The sequence below is a fragment of the Pseudomonas benzopyrenica genome (assembly GCF_036884265.1).
GTDB classification, from domain to species: domain Bacteria; phylum Pseudomonadota; class Gammaproteobacteria; order Pseudomonadales; family Pseudomonadaceae; genus Chryseomonas; species Chryseomonas benzopyrenica.
On record NZ_CP145723.1, the window covers coordinates 169854 to 193593 of the forward strand.

Sequence of the window (23740 nt, forward strand, 5' to 3'; positions counted from 1 at the left end):
CCTACGTGTGCGCAGCGTTATCCACGTCGATGAGCCGTAGGTTGGATTGAGACGGCTTCATCGTCGAAGCCCAACAGGCCCAAACGAAAAAGCCGACCCTTGCTAGCGGTCGGCTTTTTTGTGTCCGCAGCATGGGATCGTGCGGTTCTTGTTGGGCTTCGCTGCGCTCAACCCAACCTACGTGTGCGCAGCGTTTAGGCGTTCTACAGGAAGGTGAAGACCTGCTCGCGGGGTAGACGCGACTTCGGCAGGGCGGCGTTGAAGTCGCTTTCGCCGCGATAGCCCAGGCCGACCACCACCAGGGCGGTATAACCCTGTTCGCGCAGACCCAGTTCCTGGTCCAGGCTGTTGGCGTCGAAGCCCTCCATGGGAGTGGCATCGATACCCAGCGCGGCGGCGCCCAGCAGCAGGGTGCCCAGCGCCAGGTAGGTCTGCTTCTCCATCCAGTGCTGCACATCCTGGCGCTCATGGCGATGCAGGTCGACGAAGTGGCGGCGGGTGCCGTCCTGGGTGGTGCGCGCCTCGGGTTTGGCGAAGCGGCCGTCCTGGGCTTCCTGCTCCAGCACCTGGGCCAGATGGCCTTCGGTCATCTCCAGGCGAGTGCAGAGCACGATGACGTGGGAGGCCGGCAGCACCTTGGGCTCGTTGTAGGGGCTCTGCATGCCACGGGCGACGCGCGTCCTGGCCTCGGCGCTGGCGGCGACCACGAAGTGCCACGGCTGGGAATTGACCGAGGAGGGCGCCTGGCGCAGCAGCTCCAGCAGTTCTTCGATCTGTTCGGCCGGGATGCTGCGGGAGCCGTCGAAGGCCTTGGTGGTGTAGCGGGTACGGGCGATCTGGGACAGCTGCATGGATAACTCCTGATCGGATCAGTGGGTAGGGGCCGGCTGGGCGTCGATCTTGACGCGGAACAGGCTGTAGGGTTTCTGGCGCAGGTCCTGGCCGTTGTGGAACTGGGCCTGGCGATGGAGCTGATTGGCGGTGAAATAGAGATAGCCGTCCGGACCGATGCTGAAGGTGTCAGGCCAGAGCACACGCGGATCGTGGACCAGGGTCTTCCAGCTGCCGTCGGCCTGGCGCTGGCGTACGGCGTTGTGCTCGTAGTCACCGGCATAGACGCGGCCCTGGGCATCGGCTTCGAGGCCGTCGGAAGCGCCTTTCTCGCCGAGATCCTGCACCCCGGCGCGCACCTGGGCCTCGCTGGCGCTGAGGTCGCGCAGCAGGGCGGTGGGCACGGCATAGAGGTGCCGACTGGACAGCGGGCTGAAGTAGAGGGTGCCGCCGTCCGGCGACAGGGCGATGCCATCGCTGGCGATGGCCGGGCGGACCTTGCTGCCATCGGGACGCTGCATCAGCAGCGGCTCGCCTTCCACCACCGGCACGAAGCTGGGATCGACATTGGCCTGGGGCGCACCGGTCAGGCGGCGCTGGGCCTGACCGGTGGCGAGGTCGAGGATGATCAGGCCACCGGGAGGCGCCGAGTCGGTGACATAGGCCACCCCGGCGCGACCGACGCGAAAGTCGAAGCGCACGTCGTTGACGTAGCTGTTGGGTTCGAGCACCGCGGCCGGGAAGACCAGGGTCCTGGCGACCTTGTTGGTCTTGAGGTCGATGGCCACCAGCTTGACGCCGCCGGCCTTGGGCGCGGCAAAGCCCGGTGCGGCGGTATCCAACACCCAGAGGTGCCCGCGCCCATCGGCCACCACGCTCTGCACGCTGATGAAACCCTTGCCCGGCTGACCAGGCGTTTCCACGTTCAACGCGGCGTCCGGATAGGGTACCGCCTTGCCGTCCTTGAGTTCGGCCACGGTGAAGGGCACCGCATCGCCCCAGCGCGGATAGTTGACGAAGATCCGACCGGTCTCGCTGACGGTGACCCCGGTGGGCATGGCGTCCTGGAAGGCGAACACCGGCTCCAGCTGGCCCAGGGTGCGCTCCTGGGGCAGCGGCGCAGCCTGGGCCGTCAGGCTACCCACGGCCAGGGCGACGGCGAGGGTCAGGGCAGTGAAGCGAGGCATCAGAAACCCTCCAGCACGAGCTTGCCACGCGCCTGGTGACTCTCCAGCAGGGCATGGGCGCGGCGCAGGTTGGCGGCATCGATCCGGCCTAGGTGTTCACCCAGGGTGGTCTTGAGGATGCCCTGGTCGACCAGCCCGGCCACGCGTTCGAGGATTTCGTGCTGGCGCACCTTGTCCGGAGTCTGGAACAGCGAGCGGGTGAACATCAGTTCCCAGTGCAGCGACAGCGACTTGGCCTTCATCGGTACCACGTCCAGTTGCGCCGGATCGTCGATCACGCCGAGACGGCCCTGGGGTCGCAGGACATCCACCAGCTGGGTGAAGTGCTCATCGGTGTGGGTGAGGCTGGCGACCAGGGTCACGCCGTCCAGGCCCAGGGCTTCGAGCTGGGGGCGCAGCGGCTGGTGGTGGTCGATGACGTGGTGGGCGCCGAGGGTACGCACCCAGTCCTGGGTTTCTTGGCGCGAGGCGGTACCGATCACGGTCAGTTCGGTGAGTTGGCGGGCCAGCTGGATCAGCACGGAACCGACGCCGCCTGCCGCGCCCATCACCAGCAGCTGCTGGCCGGCGCCGCCGCCTTCGGTCGCACCGAGACGGTCGAACAATAGTTCCCAGGCGGTGATGGCGGTTAGCGGCAGGGCCGCGGCCTGGGCGTGATCCAGGCTTTTGGGCTTGTGCCCGGCCAGGTGTTCGTCGACCAGGTGCAGCTCGCTGTTGCAGCCAGGGCGGAACAGCTCGCCAGCATAGTAGACCTCGTCACCCACGGCGAAGCGGCTGACGGCGCTGCCCACGGCGCGGACCACGCCGGAGACGTCCCAGCCCAGCACCTTGGACTCGCGCTGTACCAGGCCCTGGCGCACCTTGGTGTCGACCGGATTGACCGACACGGCGCGGACCTCCACCAGGAGGTCATGGGCCTCGGGCGTGGGATCGGTCAGCACGGCATCCTGCAGGGCGCGGGGATCACTGGCGGGGAGGGTGGTGTCACCGTGGATGATGGCTTTCATGGGCGGATTCCTTTGTACGATAAGAAGACATGGGCCCATGGTCGTCTTCATGCTCGACCGGAAAAAGCGGCAGAATCGGATAGCACCTTCACTGCAGGAGTGAAAATGATCCGCTTCGACGACCTCGGCCTCTTCGTCCGTTCCGCCGCCCTGGGTAGCTTTTCCCGCGCCGCCCGCGAGGCCGACCTGTTGCCAGGCCAGGTAAGCGCCGCCATCGGCCGGCTGGAGCGGGAGCTGGGTATCCGCCTGTTCGCCCGCTCGACGCGCAGCCTGAGACTGACCGCCGAAGGCGAGGCCTACCTGCCTTATGCCCGGGAGGTGCTGGAGACCCTGCGCGAAGGGCGCGAACGGCTGCAGGGTGAGAGCCCCGAGCTGCGCGGGGTGTTGCAGGTGGCGGCGCCGTCCGACCTGGGGCGCAATCTGCTGCTGCCGTGGCTGACCGAATTCCGTCAGCGGCATCCGGGGCTGACGCTACGGCTGTTTGTGTCGGACCAGCAGGCGGACGTCTACCGCGATCCCGTGGATATCGCCCTGCGCTACGGGCGCAGCCAGGACGATAGCCTGGTGGCCCTGCCGCTCGCCCCGGACAACCGCCGGCTGCTGGCGGCGGCGCCGGCCTATCTGGCCCGTCAGGGTACGCCGCGCAGCCTGGATGACCTGGGCAGGCACGCCTGCTTGCTCTACCAGCTGCATGGGCGCACCCATGACAAGTGGAGCTTTCCACAGGCCGACGGTGGCCTGCGCCAGGTGGCCGTCGGCGGACCTTTGCAGAGTGACGATGCCGAGGTGGTGCGGCGCTGGGCGGTGACGGGGGAGGGCATCGTCTACAAGTCCTGGCTGGACATGCGCGACGATCTCCAAACCGGTCGGCTGGTACGGCTGCTGCCCGAGCAGCCCGGCGAGCCGTTGCCGCTGCAGCTGTTCTGCCCGCACCGCCGGCAATTTTCGCCAGCCGTGCGGCAGCTGCATGGCTGGCTGGCGGAGCGCTTCGCCGCCCTGGGCAAGCAACCCTGAAACGCAAAGGGGGTGGCGCCGCGAACGGAACCACCCCCTGGGTACCAGGCCCGGTCTTACTGCAGATGCTGCTTGAGCAACTGGCCGGCCTGAGTCAGCGCAGCCTGGACCTCGGGCACCTTGGCCAGGACGTTGAGCAGCCCGTAGTCGTGGATCATGCCGTTGTAGCGCACCTGGACGACCTCGACGCCGGCAGCGTTGAGCTTGCGCGCATAGGCCTCGCCCTCGTCACGCAGCACGTCGTTCTCGGCGGTCTGCACCAGCGCCGGCGGCAGGCCCTTGAGCTGGGCCTCGCTGGCTCGCAACGGCGAGGCATAGACGTTGGCGCGCTCGGTCTCGCTGGTGGTGTAGTTGTCCCAGAACCACTTCATCATGTTGCGGGTAAGGAAGCGGCCCTCGGCATAGGTCTGGTAGGAGCCGTTGTCGAAGCTGGCATCGGTCACCGGCCAGAACAGCACCTGGTAGCGCAGCTTGGGCGTGCCCTTGTCCTTGGCCATCAGGCTGACCACCGCGGCCATGTTGCCGCCGACGCTGTTGCCGGCCACCGCCAGACGACTGCCGTCGATAGCGATCTCCTTGCCATGCTCGGCTACCCATTTCGTCGCAGCATAGGCCTGATTGATGGCCACCGGGAAGTGGGCCTCCGGACTCGGGGTGTAATTGACGAACACCGCCGTGGCACCGGAGGCCACCACCAGGTCACGCACCAGGCGCTGGTGGGTGGGGAAGTCACCCAGCACCCAGCCGCCGCCATGGAAGAACATGAAGGCCGGTGTCTGCCCCTTGGCGTTCGCCGGGCGGACGATGGTCAGCTGCAGCGGCTTGCCGTCGACCTGGATGGTCTTTTCGCTGGTCTTGACCCCTGAGAGATCGACCTTGACGCCGGACTGGGCGCCGGACAGCACCGCGCGGGCATCCTTGGGGCTCAGGGTTTCCAGAGGTTTGCCACCGCTGCTATTCAGCGCATCGACGAAGCCCTGGGTGGTGCGTTCCAGGGCCGGATCGGGCTGGGGCGCGGCGAAGGCGCTGCCCAGGGCCAGGGTGAGCGCGGAAAGGCCAAGCAGACGAGAGACGGGACGCATGACAGAGGACTCCTCGAACGGGAAAGACCGGGCGCCTCGGCTGAAGCGCCTGGGTAATACCGCGACCCTTAGGCCAGGGTCAGGCGCACGTCCACGTTGCCGCGGGTGGCGTTGGAGTAAGGGCAGACCTGGTGGGCCTTCTCGATCAGGTCTTCGGCCACGGCGCGCTCCAGGCCCGGCAGGCTGATGACGAGCTCGACGTCCAGGGCGAAGCCGGTGGGGATGGGGCCGATGCCGACCTGGGCGGTCACGCTGACGTCCGCCGGCACGGCGATCTTTTCCTTGGCACCGACGAACTTGAGCGCGCCGATGAAGCAAGCCGAGTAACCGGCGGCGAAGAGTTGCTCGGGATTGGTGCCGGCACCCCCGGCACCGCCCAGCTCCTTGGGCGTGGACAGCTGCACGTCCAGGGCCTTGTCGCTGCTGATGGAACGACCGTCACGGCCGCCGGTGCTGGTGGCGGAAGCGGTGTAGAGGATGTTCATGGCGTGCTCCTTTTTAGGTATCGCGATAACTGGTTGATCGGGCTTGGATCGCAAGGATTGCCCAGGTACGGATTTAAGTTATCGCGATACTTGTTATCGCGCAAATATATTTTTGGGGGCAGGCGACCAGCGGCGGTGGGACGGGATCAACGCTCCAGCTTGGCACGCAGGGTCATCAGGTTTTCCCGCAAGGCATTCATCTGCGCATCGCCCAGTGCGCAATAGCCGCTGATGGTGCCGTTGATCTCCCGGGCCCGCTCGCGCAGGGCCCGGCCAGCCTCGGTGAGCTCGATGGACAGGTTGCGCTCGTCCTCGGCATTGCGCTGCCGAGTCACGTAGCCCTCGGCTTCCAGGCGCTTGAGCACCGGGGTCAGGGCGCCGGAATCCTGGTGCAGCCGACGCGCCAGCTCCTTGAGCGGCAGGCGGTCGTTCTCCCAGAGCACCAGCATCATCAGGTACTGCGGGTAGGTCAGGCCCACCTCCTCGAGCAGCGGCTTGTACACCTTGGTCATGGCCAGCGAGGTGGAGTACAGCGCGAAGCACAGCTGCTGATCGAGCAGAAGAGGGTCTTTGTTGGTCATGGCGGTCCCGCCTGGGTAAATGAGAAGTGATTCTACCCCGAGCATTTGGGTAGCATTAGCCCTTTCGCTTTCAGACCCCAGGGTTTCCATGCGTATCCATGTGTCGTTCATCGATCGTGTCGGCATCACTCAGGAAGTCCTGGCGCTGCTCGGGGCGCGCAATCTCAATCTGGACGCCGTGGAGATGGTGCCGCCCAATGTCTACATCGATGCGCCGACCCTGAGCGCGGTGGTGCTGGAGGAATTGCGCGCCGCCCTGCTCACCGTGGTGGGGGTCGAGGCGGTGCGGGTAGTAGACATCCTGCCGGGCCAGCGACGCTCCCTGCAACTCGATGCCCTGCTCGCCGCCATGGCCGATCCGGTGCTGGCGGTGGACGGCGAGGGACGCATCCTGCTGGCCAATCCGGCCTTTGCCGCCTTGGCCGGCGAAGGCGCCGGCAATACCCTGGCCGAACTCTTCAACGACAGCGAATTGCCCGCCGAATTGCTGGATCAGGGCTTTCGCCTGCCCCTGCGCGAGGTGGTGCTGCGCGGCCAAGCGCTGTTGCTGGACGCCACCCCCATTGGCGAACCCGTGGGCGGACTAGCCGGCGGGCTGCTGACCCTCTATGCCCCTAGCCGCATTGGCGGCCGCCTCTCGGCGCTGCGCCACGACACCCCCGAGGGCTTCGATTCGCTGCTCGGTGACTGCGCCGCCATCCGTACCCTCAAGGCCAGGGCCCAGCGCCTGGCCGCCCTGGAGGCGCCACTGCTGATCCTGGGCGAAACCGGTACCGGCAAGGAGCTGGTGGCGCGCGCCTGCCACGCCGCCAGTGCCCGCCGCGAGGCGCCCTTTCTGGCGCTGAACTGTGCGGCCCTGCCGGAAAGCCTGGCCGAGAGCGAACTGTTCGGCTATGCCCCAGGGGCCTTCACCGGCGCTCAGCGCGGCGGCAAGCCGGGCCTGCTGGAGCTGGCCGACCAGGGCACGGTGTTTCTCGACGAGGTCGGTGAGATGTCGCCCTATCTGCAGGCCAAGCTGCTGAGATTTCTCTCGGACGGCAGCTTTCGCCGCGTTGGCGGGGCCCAGGAAACCAAGGTCAATGTGCGCATTCTCGCCGCCACCCATCGCGACCTGCAGGCCATGGTCGCGACCGGCACCTTTCGCGAAGACCTCTTCTACCGCCTCAACGTGCTCAGCCTGCAGGTGCCGGCCTTGCGCGAGCGCGGCCAGGACATCCTGCTGCTGGCGCGGCACTTCCTGCAGCAGGCCTGCGCCCAGATCGGTCGACCACCGTGCCGCCTGGCGCCGGCCACCTACGGCGTGCTGCTGGGCAATGCCTGGCCGGGCAACGTCCGGCAATTGCAGAACATCCTCTTTCGGGCGGCTGCCATCAGCGAGAGTGGCCAGATCGACGTCGACGACCTGGACCTGGCCGGTACCGCAGTGGCCGGTCAGGTCGAAACCGAGGTCAGCACCCTGGAAGCCGCTGTCCAGGGCTACGAGGCGGCGCTGCTGGAACGGCTCTATCCACAGTATCCGTCCAGCCGCCAGCTGGCCGCGCGCCTGCAGACGTCCCACTCGGCCATCGCCATGCGCCTGCGACGTTACGGCATCCCGCGGCGCTAGAGGCCGCGGGCGTCCGGATCAGCGCAAGACGTTGGTCTTGGCCAGGTCCACCACCTCGCTGCCACGGCCACTCATCACCGCGCGCAGCATGTAGAGGCTGAAGCCCTTGGCCTGGGCGGCCTCGATCTTCGGTGGCAGCGACAGTTCCTGCTTGGCGATGCGCACGTCCACCAGCGCCGGGCCGGGGTGGGCGAAGGCCTCCTCCAGGGTGGCGTCGAGCAGACTGGCCGATTCCACCTTCCAGCCGCGCACGCCGCAGGCCTCGGCCACCCGGGCGAAATCGACCTCACCCAGATCGGTGGTCTCGTCGATCATGCCAGCGGCCTTCATCTCCATGGCGACGAAACCCAGGGTGGCGTTGTCGTAGACGATGACCTTGACCGGCAGCTTTTCGCTGGCGAGGGTCGCCAGTTCGCCGAGCAGCATGGACAGTCCGCCATCGCCGGCGAGGGCCACCACCTGGCGATCGGGATAGGCCGCCTGCAGACCCATGGCCTGGGGCAGGGCGTTGGCCATGGAGCCGTGGCTGAAGGAGCCGGCCAGCTTGCGCTCGAAGTTCATCGCCAGGTAGCGCGCCGCCCATACCGTGGGGGTGCCGACGTCGCAGGTGAAGAGGGCGTCCGCCGCGGCCAGTTCACTGACCCGGGTGGTGAGGTACTGCGGATGCAACGGCTCGCCATCGGCGGTGGCGGTGGCCAGTTCGTCCAGCTCGGCGCGGGTCTTGCGGTAGTGCTGCTGGGCCTTTTCCAGGAAGCGACTGTGGCTGTTGGGCGCAAGGCGCGGCAGCAGGGCGTCGAGGGTGGCGCGGACATCGCCCACCAACCCCTTGAGCAGCGGGGTACGCACGCCCAGGTGGGCGCCGCGCACGTCGATCTGCACCACCCGACCGTGATCCGGGAAGAAGTTGCGATAGGGGAAATTGCTGCCCAGCATCAGCAGTAGGTCGCACTCCTTGAGCGCGTGATAGCCGGACGAAAAGCCGATCAGTCCGGTCATGCCCACGCCATAGGGATTGGAGTACTCGATATGGGCCTTGCCGCGCAGCGCATGGACCACCGGCGCCTGCAGCCGCTCGGCCAGGGCCACCACCTGGGCATGGGCACCGGCGCAACCGGCGCCGCAGAGCAGGGTGATGCGCTTCTCGCCAGCCAGCAACTCGGCCAGGGCGTCCAGTTCGGCCTCCGGCGGGACCACCACCGGACGCACCGGCTCGCTCCACTGGGCTTCCTTGAGCGGCGCCTCGGCCAGGGCCACGTCGCCGGGAATCACCACCACCGACACCGAGCGATTGAGAATGGCCGAGCGCATGGCGGTCTCGAGGATGCGCGGCAGCTGCTCGGGATGGGAGACCACCTCGCAGAAGTCGCTGCAATCGCGGAACAGCCGCTCCGGGTGGGTCTCCTGGAAATAGCCCAGGCCGATTTCGCTGGAGGGAATCTGGGCGGCGATGGCCAGCACCGGCGCGCCGCTGCGCTGGGCGTCGAACAGGCCGTTGATCAGGTGCAGATTGCCCGGACCGCAGGAGCCGGCGCAGACCGCCAGGCGCCCGCTGGTGTCGGCCGCGGCACTGGCGGCGAAGGCGGCGGCTTCTTCGTGCCGTACGCCGCGCCAGCGGATGCGATCGCGCTTGCGCAGGCTTTCGGTGAGGCCGTTGAGCGAATCGCCCGGCAGGCCCCAGATGGTGTCTACACCCGCGGCTTCGAGGGTGGCGACGAGCAGATCGGCAACGGTTTTCACAGCCATGACAAAGACTCCAGGCAAGGGTGGGGGAGAGCAAAGCCGCTTGGCAGAGGTCTTGTTGTGCTTTCTTGGTCCGACAGAGCGGGGCGGAAGTTCGCCTTGGGTGCTCCTGTCTGAATCTGGCCTCCGGCTCCGCTGACGTTCCGCTTCCGGCGTTCTTGCCCAGGCTTCGCCAGGTGGCATCCGCGAGCAGAGCGCTCTGCCAGCTGCGTCGCCCGCTGCCGAGAGCATGCCGATTGACAGATCTGGCCTTGCTCCCAATATGGGATGTACAGCCGATACGTTCCGGGAGGCCGAGCTTGGATCAAGGTGCCGTGTTTCAGAGCAATCGCAGCCAGGCGGGGAGACTGCCCAAGGCGGTTGCTGCCCTGCCCGAAGACGTGAAGCGTGTCGAGGCGGTCGCCGTTGGCCGCGCGAGGATCATCGCTCCGGTCGGGGGATCCTGGGATTTCTGGTTCGAGGGGGAGGGTGTCACGGCGGATTTCATGGCGGAACGTGGCCAGCCCACCGAGCGGGGGCGTGAGCCTTCACTCGACACCAAGGGCAGTTGTGCATCAGTACGATCACCCTGATGGAGCAGATCTAGGGCTTCGCCGTACGTCTGGACGTGTTGAAGTACGGTCAGGAAGCCGCGGCGCACACCAGGCAACGGCGTACTTTAAAGATTGGTTACTGCCGAAGGGAATGGGTCGGCGAGGGCGTTCACGCTGGCCTTGTTTACCCTGTATGGATAAGGGACAGCAGCCTGCAACCCGTTCAGCCTGGCTGTCAGATCCAAGAGCCCAGCTAACATTGTAATGATTTAGATACGGTGTTCGAAAATCGATACGGCTATAGGCGGCTAATCTGTCAATCGTAACGATTTCGTTACAGAGCACCATACTCTGACCCGCTAAGCCCTTGAAAATACTGAATTTTGTTCCTGGCATTGCCCTTGCACAACCAGACCCATCTATCCATCAGGACAAAGGTCCGCAGGAGTCTGGCAATGGGTCTGCGCTATACCGAAGAACACGAATGGCTGCGTCAGGAAGCCGATGGCAGTATCACCGTCGGCATCACCGACTATGCTCAGGACTCGCTGGGCGACCTGGTCTTCGTGCAACTGCCGGAGCTGCGCAGCTACGCCCAGGGCGATGAGGTCGCGGTGCTGGAGTCGGTCAAGGCCGCCAGCAACATCACCATGCCGCTGGACGGCGAGGTCCTGGCCGTCAACGAGGCGCTCGACGACGCGCCCGAAACCATCAACAGCGATCCGCTGAACGCCGGCTGGTTCTTTCGCTTCCAGCCCGCCAATGCCGAAGCCTTCGCCGCGCTGCTCGACGAAGCCGCCTATCAGCAACTGATCAAGGGGTAAGACCGCCATGTCGCTGCACGACACCCTCAGCACCGCCGACGAATTCGTCCCGCGTCATATCGGTCCGCGCGAGCTGGACGAGATCGCCATGCTGAACCTGCTCGGCTACGAATCCCTGGAGGCCATGACCGCCCAGGTGATCCCCGAGAGCATCAAGGGCACCAGCGTGCTGGACCTGCCCGCCGGACTGTCCGAAGCCGACGCCCTGGCCGAGCTGCGCACCATCGCCGGCAAGAATCGCCTGCTCAAGAGCATGATCGGTCAGGGCTACTACAACACCCATACCCCGGCGCCGATCCTGCGCAACCTGCTGGAAAACCCGGCCTGGTACACCGCCTACACCCCCTACCAGCCGGAGATCTCCCAGGGTCGCCTGGAAGCCCTGCTCAACTTCCAGACGCTGATCGGCGACCTCACCGGCATGCCGGTGGCCAATGCCTCGCTGCTGGACGAGGGCACCGCCGCCGCCGAGGCCATGACCTTCTGCAAGCGCCTGGCGAAAAACAAGGCCGGCGCCTTCTTCGCCTCCGTGCACTGCCATCCGCAGACCCTGGACGTCCTGCGCACCCGCGCCGAGCCCCTGGGCATCGAGGTGGTGGTGGGCGTGGAAACCGAAATCGAGGACCACGGCCGCTTCTTTGGCGCGCTGTTCCAATACCCGATGACCACCGGCGAGATCCGTGATTACCGGGAAAGCATCCAGGCCTTTCAGGCGGCCGGTGCCCTGGTGGCCATGGCCGCCGACCTGCTGGCCCTGACCCTGCTCACCCCGCCCGGCGAACTGGGTGCGGACGTGGCCATCGGTACCGCCCAGCGCTTTGGCGTACCGCTCGGTTTCGGCGGTCCCCACGCGGCCTACTTCGCCACCCAGGACAAGTACAAGCGCGACATGCCCGGGCGTGTCGTCGGCGTGTCCATCGACCGCCACGGCAACCCGGCCTATCGCCTGGCGCTGCAGACCCGCGAGCAGCACATCCGCCGCGAGAAGGCCACCAGCAACATCTGCACCGCCCAGGTGCTGCTGGCCAACATCGCCAGCATGTACGCGGTCTACCATGGTCCCGAAGGCCTGACCCGCATCGCCACCCGGGTGCAGCGGCTGACCAGCCTGCTGGCCGCCGGCCTGCAGCGCCTGGGCCACGAGACCCAGCACACTGCCTTCGACACCCTGACCCTGGTGTTCGGCGCGCGCACCGCCGCCCTGCACGAGGCCGCCCGTGCCTGTGGCTACAACCTGCGCGAGGTCAGCGCCGAGGCCCTGGGCGTGTCCCTGGACGAGACCAGCACCCTGGCCGATGTCCAGGCGCTGCTGGAGATCCTCGCCGACGGCAAGGCCGCGCCCCAGGTCGCCGAGCTGGGCGATGCCCAGGGCGTGGAAGTGCCCGCGGCGCTGCAGCGCCAGTCGGCCTTCTTGACCCATCCGGTGTTCGCCAGCCACAGATCCGAAACCGAGCTTATGCGCTACCTGCGCAAGCTGGCGGACAAGGACCTGGCCCTGGATCGCACCATGATCCCGCTGGGCTCCTGCACCATGAAGCTCAACGCCGCCAGCGAGATGATCCCGGTCACCTGGGCCGAATTCGGCGGTATCCACCCCTTCGCCCCAGCTGACCAGGCCGAGGGCTATGCCCAACTCACCACCGAGCTGGAGGCCATGCTCTGCGCCGCCACCGGCTATGACGCCGTGTCCCTGCAGCCCAACGCCGGCTCCCAGGGCGAGTACGCGGGCCTCCTGGCCATTCGCGCCTATCACGCGAGCCGCGGCCAGGGTGAGCGCGACGTCTGCCTGATCCCGGCGTCGGCCCACGGCACCAACCCCGCTACCGCCAGCATGGTCGACATGCGCGTGGTGGTGGTGGCCTGCGACAAGCGCGGCAACGTCGATCTCGACGACCTGCGCGCCAAGGCCGAGCAGCACAGCGAGCGCCTGGCCGCGCTAATGATCACCTACCCGTCCACCCACGGGGTGTTCGAAGAGGCCATCCGCGAGATCTGTCAGGTGGTCCATGACCACGGTGGGCAGGTCTATATCGACGGCGCCAACATGAACGCCATGGTCGGTCTCTGCGCTCCGGGCCAGTTCGGCGGCGACGTCTCCCACCTCAACCTGCACAAGACCTTCTGCATTCCCCATGGCGGCGGCGGTCCGGGCGTCGGCCCCATCGGCGTCAAGGCGCACCTGGCGCCCTTCCTGCCCGGCCATGCCCGGCTGGAACGCAAGGACGGCGCGGTCTGCGCGGCGCCCTATGGCAGCGCCAGCATCCTGCCGATCTCCTGGATGTACTTGAAGATGATGGGCAGCGCCGGTCTGACCCGCGCCTCGCAGATCGCCATCCTCAGCGCCAACTACATCGCCCGTCGACTGGAAGAGCACTATCCGGTGCTCTACAGCGGCACCGGGGGCCTGGTGGCCCACGAGTGCATCCTCGACCTGCGCCCGCTCAAGGACAGCAGCGGCGTGACCGTGGACGACGTGGCCAAGCGCCTGATCGACTTCGGTTTCCATGCCCCGACCATGTCCTTCCCGGTGGCCGGCACCCTGATGATCGAGCCCACCGAGAGCGAGTCCAAGCAGGAACTGGATCGCTTCTGCGACGCCATGATCGCCATCCGCGACGAGATCCGCGCCCTGGAAGCCGGCACCCTGGATCCCCAGGACAACCCGCTGAAGAACGCGCCCCATACCGCGCGCGAGCTGGCGGGCGAGTGGACCCACCCCTACAGCCGCGAGCAGGCAGTCTTCCCGTTGCCGAGCCTGGTGGACGGCAAGTACTGGCCGCCGGTGGCGCGCATCGACAACGTCTACGGCGATCGCAACCTGGTCTGCTCCTGCCCGCCGATCGAGGCCTACGGCGAGGTCTGACCCTCACCCCCGGCCCCTCTTCCGGGAGAAGGGGAGCAGAGCCGCTCTTCCCCCTCTCCCCCTGCGAGAGGGCTGGGGTGAGGGCAAACCCGAACCACCCAAGTCGCGCCCGCTTCCAACAGCAGGGCGCGATCAACCAGATCACCGCTTCCCCGTTCGTCCTCGCTGAACAGAGGACCAGAGCGTGAAAGCCGACACGGAGCCCCACCATGTCCCTGCTCAAGACTTCGCTGCACGCCCTGCACCTGGAACTCGGCGCCCGCATGGTGCCCTTCGCCGGCTACGAGATGCCGGTGCAGTACCCGCTCGGCGTGCTCAAGGAGCACCAGCACACCCGTGCCCAGGCCGGGTTGTTCGATGTGTCGCACATGGGCCAGGTCCTGCTCGAAGGCGAGGAAGCCGCTGAGGCGCTGGAGACCCTGGTACCGGTCGACATCATCGACCTGCCCAGCGGCATGCAGCGCTATGCCCTGCTGACCGACGACAACGGCGGCATCCTCGACGACCTCATGGTCGCCAACCTGGGTGACTGCCTCTACCTGGTGGTCAACGCCGCCTGCAAGGAAGCCGATCTCGCCCACCTGGAAAAGCACCTGGGCGACCGCTGCCAGGTGCTGCCGCAATTCGACCGCGCCCTGCTGGCCCTGCAGGGCCCCGCCGCTGCCGCGGTGCTGGCGCGCCTGGCGCCGGAAGTGGCCGAGATGACCTTCATGCAGGTCCGCCGCGTCAAGCTGCTGGACCAGCCCTGCATCGTCAGTCGCAGCGGCTACACCGGCGAAGACGGCTACGAGATCTCGGTGCCGAGTGCTGCCGCCGAAGCCCTGGCCCGCCGCCTGCTGGCCGAGCCGGAAGTCGAAGCCATCGGCCTGGGTGCCCGGGATTCCCTGCGCCTGGAAGCGGGCCTCTGCCTCTATGGCCACGACATGGATGCCGGCACCACGCCGGTGATGGCCAACCTGGGGTGGGCGCTGTCCAAGGTGCGTCGTGAAGGCAACGGCCGCGCTGGCGGTTTCCCGGGTGCCGAGCGTATCTTCGCCGAACAGCGCGACGGCGTGACGCGCAAGCGTGTCGGCCTGCTGGTGCAGGAGCGGGTGCCGGTGCGCGAAGGCGCGGAGCTGGTGGATGCCAATGGCGCCAGCATCGGTCGCGTGACCAGTGGCGGCTTCGGCCCGACCCTGGGGGCGCCGGTGGCCATGGGGTATGTCGACAGCGACTTCGCCGCCCTGGATACCCAGCTGTTCGCTGTGGTGCGCGGCAAGCAGGTGCCGGTCAAGGTCGCCAAGACGCCCTTCGTGCCGCAGCGGTATTACCGCGGGTAATCCGTCGCCAATAACATCGCGGCCATGGGCCGCTCCTACAAAAGCATCACCCTCTGTAGGAGCGGCCCATGGCCGCGATAAACCGGTAAGACGTAGGAGCAGTCGCCTCGGCGTACCGCCATGGCCGCGATGCTCTTTAGGCCACCGGATAATCCCGAAACACCGACAGCGCCTCCGCTTCGGCGGTCAGGGCCTCCAGCGTCGGATAATTGCGCCGCTCGATCAGTCCCGGCAGGGCGAAGTGCAGGAAGGTCCAGGCCACGGCGGTGTCGATGGCGTCCTGGCCGATGCTGTCCTCGCCCAGCGGCGGACGCGGGCTTAGCCAGGCCTTGTCCAGGGCGCCACAGGCTGCGCGCAACTGCCCCTCCACCCGTTGCTGCCAGGGCGCATGGCGCTTGTCTTCCGGCCGCAGGTCGCGCTCGTACACCAGCTGCACCGCCTTCTCGGACAGGGCCAGCGCCAGGCCGCTGCGACTGAGGGCGGTCGCCCGCGCGGCATGGCCAGCGGGTCGCAGTTGGCGACTGCCGCAGGCGAGATGCTGGGCGTAGTCCAGGATCAGCGACGAATCCATCAGCCGCTGGCCGTCCAGGCAGATCAGCGTGGGCGCCTTGAGCACCGGATTGAAGCTGCGAAAGCGCTCGACCTCGCGAAACAGCGACACTTGGCGCAGTTCGAAAGGCAGCACCAGCAGGCGCAGGGAGATCGCGACTCGCCGCACATAGGGGGAGTCGAGCATGCCGATGAGTTGCATGAGGGCATCCTGTCAGAAAGAGTGAATCCTGTTTCACGTGGAACGTCACCCTTGTCATGTGTTTCACACTGGGTGCCGCTCTGGACAGGACATTAAGCATTCGGCGAAGCTGCCACCAGCGAGAAATTCTGACCGGATCGTTAAGGAAAACTTACATGTCCCGCGTGCCGCCCTTGAATGCCCTGCGCTGCTTCGAAGCGGTTGCCCGCCTGGGCAGCGTGACCCGCGCCGCCAATGAATTGCACCTCACCCATGCCGCGGTCAGTCAGCAGGTGAAGGGGCTGGAGCATCAACTGGGCATGGTGCTGTTCGAGCGCCAGGGGCGCGGGATCGAGGTCACCGGCGACGGTCGCGTCTATGCCGAGCAGGTCCGCCAGTTGCTCGACGATCTGGGCGAAGCCACGCGGCGCCTGCAGGCCCGCCCGCGGCGCAACGAGCTGGTGTTCGCCACCTTTCCCTCCTTCGCCACCCACTGGCTGTTGCCCCGGCTGCCGCGTTTTCGCGCCCTGCACCCGGAGTACCGCATCCGTATCCAGACCAGCCTGGATTTCCAGGATCTGCGCCAGGGCATGGTGGATATTGGAGTGCGCATGGGCGAGGGGCAGTGGGATGGCCTGACGGCGCTACGGTTGTTTCAGGACGATGTGCTGCTGGTGGCGGCGCCTGGTTACAACGGTGGGCAACTGCCGCGCAGTCTGGACGAGGCCCTCACGCAGCCGCTATTGCACACGGAGGAAACCTGGCTGCACTGGGGCGAAACGGCCGGTCTAGGCGAAGCGGCGCCCAATCGCGGCATCAGCGTGAACGATTCCAACGTGGTACTGGAGGCGCTACGCCTTGGTCAGGCGCTGGCGCTGGAGCGGCGCAGCCTGGTGCAGGCCGCGCTGAACGAGGGGCGTCTGGTCCAGCTCAGTCCGGTGACGGCGCCCTATCCCTATGCCTACTGGCTGGTCTGGCCGGAACGTGCCGAATCGGCGGACAAGCAGGAGCGCTTCAGCGCCTGGATCCAGGCCGAGGTCGCGACCTATCTGGCCGCGCTGGAGGCGCCGACGCCCGCTTAGGGCGTCGGGCGGAGCGTCTTAGCGCAGCAGCAGCTTGCGACGGCCGTCCGGCCAGACTTCCCAGAGTTGATCGTTGATGCGCTGCACCTGGCTAGTGGTCCGGCGCATGGCCGAAATGCTAGCGCGCAGGGCCTGGCCGCTGGCGGTGTCGACGAAATTTCCGGCGCCGGTGCTCTCGGCCGTGGCGCGATCCATAGCTACAGTGTTCATTGACGCCTCCCAGAGCTCGGCTAAAGACGGCGAAAGTGCCGTAGCCCAAGGACCGGCCGCCACGGGCAAGATTCCGCTCCCCCGGTAGCAGCCGTTCAAGCTGTGATCCACGTCCTAAGCGCGCTGTGGCCTGTTGGGCGAATTTGCGCCAAGACCGTTTTCTGTACGGATATACAGATTAGTTCTTGCGCAGGGCGCGCAGGCTTTGCATCCTGTGGCGATTCCCCTCGCGCGACGCCCGCCATGCAGCTGTATCTCTGCGAAAAACCATCCCAGGCCAAGGACATCGCCCGTGTCCTCGGCGCCACGCGCCGTGGCGAGGGCTGCCTGCAGGGGCAGGGCGTGACCGTCACCTGGTGCATCGGTCATCTGCTGGAAACGGCGCCACCGGATGCCTATGACGCCCGCTACAAGCGCTGGTCGCTGGACGACCTGCCCATCGTCCCCGAGCAGTGGAAGCTGCAGGTCAAGAAGACCACCGGCAGCCAGTTCAAGGCGGTCAAGCGCCTGCTCGGCGAGGCCAGTGAGCTGGTGATCGCCACCGATGCCGACCGCGAGGGCGAGATGATCGCCCGCGAGCTGGTGGAACATTGCCGCTATCGCGGGCCGATTCGCCGGCTGTGGCTGTCTGCGCTGGACGACGTCTCCATCCGCCGCGCCCTGGCCGCGCTCAAGCCCGGTGCCGAGACCTATGGACTCTATCAGTCCGCCCTGGGGCGTTCGCGCGCCGACTGGCTGATCGGCATGAACATGAGCCGGCTGTTCACCCTGCTGGGGCGTCGCTCCGGCTACCAGGGCGTACTCTCGGTCGGGCGGGTGCAGACCCCGACCCTGCGCCTGGTGGTGGACCGCGACCGCGCCATCGCCGCCTTCGTGCCAATGCCTTTCTGGACCGTGGAGGCGACCCTGGAGGCCTCGGGCAGTCGCTTTCAGGCCCAATGGCAGCCGCCAGAGGACGTCTGTGACGACCAGGGGCGCTGCCTCAAGCCCGAGGTGGCCCAGGCCGCGGCGCGGGCCATCGAGGCGGCCGGGCAGGCACGGCTGGTCAAGCTGAAGACCGAACGCATCCGCGAGGCGGCGCCCTTGCCCTTCGACCTGGGCACCCTGCAGGAGGTCTGCTCCAAGCGCCTAAACCTGGGCGCCCAGCAGACCCTGGACGTGGCCCAGGCGCTCTATGAGAAGTACAAGCTGATCACCTATCCACGCAGCGACTGCGGCTACCTGCCGCTGTCCCAGCACGCCGAGGCGCCGGCGCTGCTGGCCGCCTTGCTGGGCGCCGACAACAGTCTCGCCCCCCTGCGCGATCACCTGGACGCCAGTCGCCGCTCGCGGGCCTGGAACGACGCCAAGGTCAGCGCTCACCACGGCATCATCCCGACCCTGGTGACCCGCGACCTGGGGCGTTTGAGTCCGCAGGAGCGCAACGTCTATAGCCTGATCCGTGCCCGTTACCTGGCGCAATTCCTGCCGCAGCACGAATTCGATCGTACTCAGGCCGACTTCGAGGCGGGCGGCGAGCGGCTGCGCGCCACCGGCAAACGGCTGGTGGAACCGGGCTGGCGCCGCGCCATGCCCGAGTCGCTCACGCCGCCCAAGGGCCGCGAGGCGCCGCCGCCCCAGGCGCTGCCCGAGTTGCGCGAGGGGGGGTCCTATCCGGTGGTCGAGGTGCGCTGCCGGGATCAGTTGACCCAGCCGCCCAAGCCCTTCACCGAGGGCGATTTGATCAAGGCGATGAAGAACGTCGCCAAGCTGGTGGAGGATCCGGCCCTCAAGCAGAAGCTCAAGGACACCACCGGCATCGGCACCGAGGCGACCCGCGCCAGCATCATCCAGGGCTTGCTGGACCGCGGCTATCTGGTCAAGCAGGGCAAGGCCCTGGCGGCGACGCCGGCGGCCTTCGGCCTGATCGACGCCGTGCCCCGGGCCATCGCCGATCCGGGCACCACGGCGCTCTGGGAGCAGGCACTGGATCGGGTGCAGGAAGGCGAACTGAGCCTGGTCGAATTCGTCACCAAGCAGTCGGCCTGGATGGGCAAGCAGGTGGAGCGCTGTCTTGGCCTGACCCTGACCATCAGCGGTCCGCCGCCGGCGGGCAAGGGCGCGCCCTGGAAGAAGAAGCGGCGTACCGGCGGGACCAAGGCCAAAGCCAAGCCGGGTGGCGCACCGCCGCGCGCGCGCAAGCCCAAGGTCAAGCCGGGCTGAGGACGGCGTACAGGCGTTCGAGCACGGCGTCGGGCTGGGTCAGGACGTCGTGGTTCCAGAAGCGCAGGATCTGGAAGCCCTGGGTCTCCAACCAGGCATCGCGCTCACGGTCGTTGGCGCTGCCTTGATGCTGGCCGCCGTCCAGCTCGATCACCAGACGCGCTTCCAGGCAGACAAAGTCGAGGATGTAGCGGCCACAGGGGTGCTGGCGGCGGAATTTGTGGCCCTGCAGACGCTTGCCGCGCAGGTGATACCAGAGTGCGCGCTCGGCATCGGTCTGGCCGCGGCGCAGGGCGCGGGCATGGGTGATGAGAGGCATGGGAATCCTTTCCCTGGGGGTTTGGGTGTCGGGTTTGCCCTCACCCCAGCCCTCTCCCGGAGGGAGAGGGGGTGGTACGGAGCGAGAGGTGATCTGGGGAGTATCGCCTGGAGCTTTGCGGTTGGCGAGGCTCTGGCACGAGGGTTTTGCGCTGGCGGGAATGGGGCAACCGCGGACCCTGAAGCTTTGACGATGGCCTTACCCTCACCCCAACCTCTCCCGATGGGAGAGGGAGCGCTACGGAGCGAAGAGAGGCTATGGGATAGCCGGTGCCCCAGGAAAATAATCAAGATGACTATTATCGTGTGCGCTAAGCCGCTTTGCAGCTTGCAGCTTGCAGAGAAGCCGTCGCCGCTTCAAGCAGTCCTTCTTCCCTGAGGAGAGGGTGGGGGCGAGAGCACAAGGATCGAGCATCGCGAATCGCTATGGCAGTAACACCGAAACGAAATCGAGACTTTTGTCTGGGGAAGCCCTTCACCACTCCAGGCCGCCCCCTCTCCCTGAGGGAGAAGGTTGGGGTGAGGGCGTCAGGATCAGGCGTCGTGAATCGCTATCGCAGTAACACCGAAACGACGCTGAGGCTCTTGTCTGGAGGGGGAAGCCTTTCACCACTCCAGACCGCCCCCTCTCCCTGAGGTGAGGGCGTCAGGATCGGGCCTCGTGAATCGCTATTGCAGTAATGCTGAAACGGCTCTTGTCTGGAGGGGGAAGCCCTTCACCGCTCCAGACCGCCCCCTCTCCCCGGGGGAGAGGGTTGGGGTGAGGGCGCAAGGCCCCGTGCCGACGTCTTACTTCTTCTCAAACGCCGCTGCCGCCGTGGCGTAGGCCGCTTCGTGATAGTCGAATTCGGCGGACTGCACCAGCAGGGTTTCCTCGTCCTCGGTGAAGGCGATCACCGGGCGATAGGAGAGGCCGTCGGCCTTGATTTCGGCTTCGTCGATGAGCTTGGAGAGATCGAAGGCGAAGTCACCGCAGATGGCCTTGGCCTGGGCGTCGGTGATGCCGTGCTTCTTCAGGGCATCGCGCAGCAGGGTGCTCCACTGGTATTGAAACTGGATACCCAGTTTGGCGTAGCTGGGACCGTAGTCGATTTCCATGAGTGTGTAACCGGGGCTTGGGAGGAGGGGGCGAACTCGCCACAGCGGCCAGCGAAATGACCGTTGTGAGCGCTGCCGGTGGCACTACGATGGCGTGCCCCAAAGCCCAGGCAAAGGGGGGCGGGCCGGACGGCCAAATCTAATGACCGAGAGGCCCGCACCCAGGGACGAGCGGTTATTCGTGGACGATGCGCGAGTGGTCGCGGGTGTCCTTCATGAAGACGTAGACCAGCAGCGAGCAGGCGATGCAGCCGGTCACGTACCAGTAGTAGCCGCTCTCCATGCCAATGCTCTTGAACCACAGCGCCAGGTATTCGGCGGTGCCGCCGAAGATGGACACGGTCAGGGCATAGGGCAGGCCGACGCCCAGGGCGCGGATTTCGGTGGGGAACAGCTCGGCCTTCACCACGGCGTTGATCGAGGTGTAGAAGCTGACGATCACCAGCGCCACCATGATCAGGCCGAAGGCGCCCCACCAGCTGGTGACGCTGCCCAGGGCCGTGAGGATCGGATAGGTGAACAGGGTGCCGAGCACGCCGAAGGCGATCAGTACCGGGCGCCGGCCGACGCGGTCGGAGAGGGCGCCAACGATGGGCTGCAACAGCATGAACAGGAACAGGGTCGCGGCCGAGATGGAGGTGGCGTCGGTCTTGCTCATGCCCACCGAGTTGACCAGGTACTTCTGCATGTAGGTGGTGTAGGTGTAGAAGGCCAGGGTGCCACCCATGGTCAGGCCGACCACGGTGAGGAATTCCTTGGGATGGCGCGCCAGGGTGCGCATCAGGGATTCCTTGGGCTTTTCGGCCTTCTTGAAGGAGCTGGTCTCTTCCATGCCGCGGCGCAGGTAGAGCGCGGTCACGGCGCAGGCGGCGCCGATCAGGAAGGGAATGCGCCAGCCCCAGCTTTCCAGCTGTTCGACGGTGAGGGTCTGCTGCAGCACGATCAGGGTGGCCAGGGCCAGCAGCTGGCCAGAGATCAGGGTGACGTACTGGAAGCTGGAGTAGAAACCACGGCTTTCCTTGGTCGCCATCTCGCTCAGGTAGGTGGCGGAGGTGCCGTATTCACCGCCCACCGAGAGACCCTGCAGCAGCCGCGCCAGCACCAGCATGATGGGCGCGGCGACACCGATGGTGGTGTAGCTGGGGGTGAGGGCGATGATCAGCGAGCCGGCGCACATCATGATCACCGAGACCATCAGCGCGGATTTGCGGCCGGCCTTGTCGGCGTAGAGGCCCATCAGCCAACCGCCGATGGGACGCATCAGGAAGCCCACAGCAAAGATGGCGGCGACGTTGAGCAACTGGGCGGTCTGGTCGCCCTTGGGAAAGAAGGCCTTGGCGAAATACAGCGAGAAGGCGGCGTAGACGTACCAGTCGTACCATTCGACCAGGTTGCCGACGGAGCCGCTGAAGATGGACTTGATGCGCTGCGAGGTGGTCTTGGGCGCGGTCTGGCCGGCCGCGAGGGTAGCGGTGCTATCCACAGGGTGTTCCTCTCTTGTCGTTGTTATTAGGGCGCTCGGGGCGTCGACAGGAGAGGTTGCAGACGGCGTGCCAGATCGTGAAGCCGCGCCACTGCTGGCTTTCTGCTCGGTGAATAGGCGGAAGTCTGCCTGGACGGCCTGGGCAATGAGCGGATTTCCGCCTATGGCCGGTCAGTCATCCTCGAGACTGTCGCGGAAGTCGGCACGCACCAGGCCGTGACGCTGCATCTTCTCGTTGAGGGTACGCCGCGGCAATTGCAACTCGTCCATCACCGCCTTGATCTCGCCACCATGACGGGCCAGGGCGGCGCGCAGGCACTGGGCTTCGAAGGCTTCCAGCTGATCGGCCAGGGAATTGCCCTGGGCGGTCGGCGGCGCGCCCAGGCCGAGGACCTCGCGTTCGGCGGCGTTGGCCAGTTCGCGGACATTGCCCGGCCAGCCGTGACCCAGCAGCTGGGCCAGTCGCGCCGCGCCGGGCGGTGTGACCGGGCGCCCCAGGCGGGCGCCGGCCTCGGCGAGAAAGTGATCGAACAGCAGCGGGATGTCTTCGCGCCGGGCCCGCAGCGGCGGCAGGTGCAGCTCGGCGACATTGAGGCGATAGGCCAGGTCTTCGCGAAAGCGCCCGGCGCGCGCCTCTTCCAGCAGGTCCGGCTTGGTGGCGGCGACGATGCGCAGGTCCAGGGCGATGCTCTGGTTGGAGCCGAGACGCTCCAGGCGCTGCTCCTGCAACACCCGCAAGAGCTTGACCTGCTGCGCCAGGGGCATGCTCTCGATCTCGTCGAGAAACAGGGTGCCGCCGTTGGCGTATTCCAGCTTGCCGATGCGCCGGCCCTGGGCACCGGTGAAGGCGCCGCTCTCGTGGCCGAACAATTCGCTCTCGAACAGCTGCTCGGGGATGGCCGCGCAGTTGAGGGCGACAAAGGCCTTGCCAGCCCGGGGACCGAAATCGTGCAGGCAACGGGCGACCAATTCCTTGCCGCTGCCGGTCTCGCCGCGCAAAAGCACGTTGACCGGGGTCGGCGCCAGATCGAGGATCTGCTGGCGCAGGCGGACGATGCCGGGCGAGACGCCGAGCAGCCGACGGGCGAGGGCGCTCTGGTCGTCGACCCGGCGGTGCAGCTGGCGGTTCTCCAGCACCAGCCGGCGCTTTTCCAGGGCGCGGCCGAGATCGCCGAGCAGCGCCTCGGGGCTGAAGGGCTTTTCCAGGAAATCGTAGGCGCCCTGGCGCATGGCGCTGACCGCCAGGGCGACGTCGCCGTGGGCGGTGAGCAGAATCACCGGCAGGTCGGCATCCAGCGCCTGCAGCCGACCCAGCAGGGCCAGACCGTCCATGCCGGGCATGCGCACGTCGCTGACCACCACGCCGGCGAAATCCGGGGTCACCGCCGCCAGGCAGTCCTCGGCGTGGGCGAACAGCCGCACCTGATGCCCCGACAGCTCCAGCCACTGGCGCACCGCTTCGCGGATGCTGGCTTCGTCGTCGACCAGATAGACCTGGGCTTGCATGGGGGCGTCCTCTCGCGGCCGGTGCGCGGTTACCTTGCC

21 protein-coding genes and 1 pseudogene are annotated in these 23740 nt (G+C 66.8%); 9 read left to right on the forward strand and 13 right to left on the reverse strand.

From position 1 onward, the window contains the following. Positions 1-203: 203 nt before the first annotated feature. From nfsB to V6W80_RS00835, 3 genes are read right to left on the reverse strand one after another with little or no spacing between them, the layout of a single operon-like run. Positions 204-851 carry an oxygen-insensitive NAD(P)H nitroreductase gene (nfsB, locus tag V6W80_RS00825; RefSeq protein WP_338545630.1) on the reverse strand — a complete coding sequence of 216 codons (648 nt, stop codon included), beginning with the start codon at positions 849-851 and terminating at the stop codon, positions 204-206. 18 nt (positions 852-869) lie between these two features. Further along, positions 870-2018 carry an L-dopachrome tautomerase-related protein gene (locus tag V6W80_RS00830; protein ID WP_338545631.1) on the reverse strand — a complete coding sequence of 383 codons (1149 nt, stop codon included), beginning with the start codon at positions 2016-2018 and terminating at the stop codon, positions 870-872. After that, on the reverse strand, positions 2018-3025 hold the full coding sequence (locus V6W80_RS00835) for a zinc-binding alcohol dehydrogenase family protein (RefSeq protein WP_338545632.1): 1008 nt from the start codon (positions 3023-3025) through the stop codon (positions 2018-2020). The genes V6W80_RS00830 and V6W80_RS00835 overlap by 1 nt, the downstream gene beginning before the upstream one ends. 105 nt (positions 3026-3130) lie before the next feature. Here V6W80_RS00835 and V6W80_RS00840 point away from each other — a divergent pair, with 105 nt between their 5' ends. Further along, a complete protein-coding gene (locus V6W80_RS00840; protein WP_338545633.1) occupies positions 3131-4039 on the forward strand; it encodes a LysR family transcriptional regulator in 909 nt (302 codons plus the stop codon). Positions 4040-4095: 56 nt separating this feature from the next. Here the strand turns inward: V6W80_RS00840 and V6W80_RS00845 are convergent, their stop codons facing one another. The 3 genes from V6W80_RS00845 to V6W80_RS00855 form a co-directional block, all read right to left on the reverse strand. Further along, on the reverse strand, positions 4096-5121 hold the full coding sequence (locus V6W80_RS00845) for an alpha/beta hydrolase (RefSeq protein WP_338545634.1): 1026 nt from the start codon (positions 5119-5121) through the stop codon (positions 4096-4098). Positions 5122-5189: 68 nt separating this feature from the next. Further along, positions 5190-5606, reverse strand: a complete 417-nt coding sequence (locus tag V6W80_RS00850; RefSeq protein WP_077171140.1) for an organic hydroperoxide resistance protein — start codon at positions 5604-5606, stop codon at positions 5190-5192. Positions 5607-5752: 146 nt separating this feature from the next. Continuing rightward, entirely contained in the window at positions 5753-6187 is a 435-nt protein-coding gene (locus V6W80_RS00855) for a MarR family winged helix-turn-helix transcriptional regulator (RefSeq protein WP_064309166.1), read from the reverse strand. Positions 6188-6275: 88 nt separating this feature from the next. Between V6W80_RS00855 and V6W80_RS00860 the strand changes: the two genes are divergently transcribed. Continuing rightward, positions 6276-7793: a sigma-54-dependent transcriptional regulator gene (locus tag V6W80_RS00860; RefSeq protein ID WP_338545635.1), complete on the forward strand. Its 1518-nt coding sequence runs from the start codon at positions 6276-6278 to the stop codon at positions 7791-7793. An 18-nt stretch (positions 7794-7811) separates the two neighbouring features. Here the strand turns inward: V6W80_RS00860 and poxB are convergent, their stop codons facing one another. Then, entirely contained in the window at positions 7812-9536 is a 1725-nt protein-coding gene (poxB, locus tag V6W80_RS00865) for a ubiquinone-dependent pyruvate dehydrogenase (protein ID WP_338545636.1), read from the reverse strand. 296 nt (positions 9537-9832) lie between these two features. Here poxB and vapB point away from each other — a divergent pair, with 296 nt between their 5' ends. The 5 genes and pseudogenes from vapB (at position 9833) to gcvT (ending at position 15072) form a co-directional block, all read left to right on the forward strand. Further along, a complete protein-coding gene (gene vapB / locus V6W80_RS00870) occupies positions 9833-10105 on the forward strand; it encodes a type II toxin-antitoxin system VapB family antitoxin (protein ID WP_338545637.1) in 273 nt (90 codons plus the stop codon). Beyond that, positions 10057-10188, forward strand: a pseudogene (locus tag V6W80_RS00875) (VapC toxin family PIN domain ribonuclease); the annotation flags it as partial. The gene vapB and the pseudogene V6W80_RS00875, both read left to right, overlap by 49 nt. A gap of 333 nt (positions 10189-10521) precedes the next feature. Then, positions 10522-10890, forward strand: coding sequence for a glycine cleavage system protein GcvH (gene gcvH / locus V6W80_RS00880; RefSeq protein WP_173149869.1), 369 nt, complete (start codon positions 10522-10524; stop codon positions 10888-10890). Between the two features lie 7 nt (positions 10891-10897). After that, a complete protein-coding gene (gene gcvP / locus V6W80_RS00885; RefSeq protein ID WP_338545638.1) occupies positions 10898-13753 on the forward strand; it encodes an aminomethyl-transferring glycine dehydrogenase in 2856 nt (951 codons plus the stop codon). A 209-nt stretch (positions 13754-13962) separates the two neighbouring features. Continuing rightward, positions 13963-15072, forward strand: coding sequence for a glycine cleavage system aminomethyltransferase GcvT (gcvT, locus tag V6W80_RS00890; RefSeq protein ID WP_017642370.1), 1110 nt, complete (start codon positions 13963-13965; stop codon positions 15070-15072). A 136-nt stretch (positions 15073-15208) separates the two neighbouring features. On the opposite strand, the gene V6W80_RS00895 is transcribed toward gcvT, so the two are convergent. Further along, positions 15209-15823, reverse strand: a complete 615-nt coding sequence (locus tag V6W80_RS00895; RefSeq protein ID WP_338545639.1) for a glutathione S-transferase — start codon at positions 15821-15823, stop codon at positions 15209-15211. Between the two features lie 155 nt (positions 15824-15978). Between V6W80_RS00895 and V6W80_RS00900 the strand changes: the two genes are divergently transcribed. Beyond that, positions 15979-16884: a LysR substrate-binding domain-containing protein gene (locus V6W80_RS00900; protein WP_338545640.1), complete on the forward strand. Its 906-nt coding sequence runs from the start codon at positions 15979-15981 to the stop codon at positions 16882-16884. 18 nt (positions 16885-16902) lie between these two features. Here V6W80_RS00900 and V6W80_RS00905 read toward each other — a convergent pair whose 3' ends face one another. Then, complete coding sequence (locus V6W80_RS00905; RefSeq protein ID WP_133860042.1) at positions 16903-17094, reverse strand: hypothetical protein; 192 nt, start codon at positions 17092-17094, stop codon at positions 16903-16905. A 243-nt stretch (positions 17095-17337) separates the two neighbouring features. Here V6W80_RS00905 and V6W80_RS00910 point away from each other — a divergent pair, with 243 nt between their 5' ends. Next, the gene (locus V6W80_RS00910; RefSeq protein ID WP_338545641.1) at positions 17338-19296 is read left to right on the forward strand and encodes a DNA topoisomerase III; all 1959 of its coding nucleotides are present in this window, start codon (positions 17338-17340) and stop codon (positions 19294-19296) included. Here V6W80_RS00910 and V6W80_RS00915 read toward each other — a convergent pair. The 4 genes from V6W80_RS00915 to V6W80_RS00930 form a co-directional block, all read right to left on the reverse strand. Further along, entirely contained in the window at positions 19283-19615 is a 333-nt protein-coding gene (locus tag V6W80_RS00915) for an endonuclease domain-containing protein (RefSeq protein ID WP_338545642.1), read from the reverse strand. The genes V6W80_RS00910 and V6W80_RS00915 overlap by 14 nt on opposite strands. Positions 19616-20403: 788 nt before the next feature. Continuing rightward, positions 20404-20712 (reverse strand): hypothetical protein, encoded by a 309-nt coding sequence (locus V6W80_RS00920; RefSeq protein ID WP_017642364.1) that lies wholly within the window; start codon positions 20710-20712, stop codon positions 20404-20406. Between the two features lie 175 nt (positions 20713-20887). After that, entirely contained in the window at positions 20888-22195 is a 1308-nt protein-coding gene (locus V6W80_RS00925; protein WP_017642363.1) for an MFS transporter, read from the reverse strand. Between the two features lie 171 nt (positions 22196-22366). Then, a complete protein-coding gene (locus V6W80_RS00930; RefSeq protein WP_338545643.1) occupies positions 22367-23701 on the reverse strand; it encodes a sigma-54-dependent transcriptional regulator in 1335 nt (444 codons plus the stop codon). Between the last annotated feature and the right edge of the window lie 39 nt (positions 23702-23740).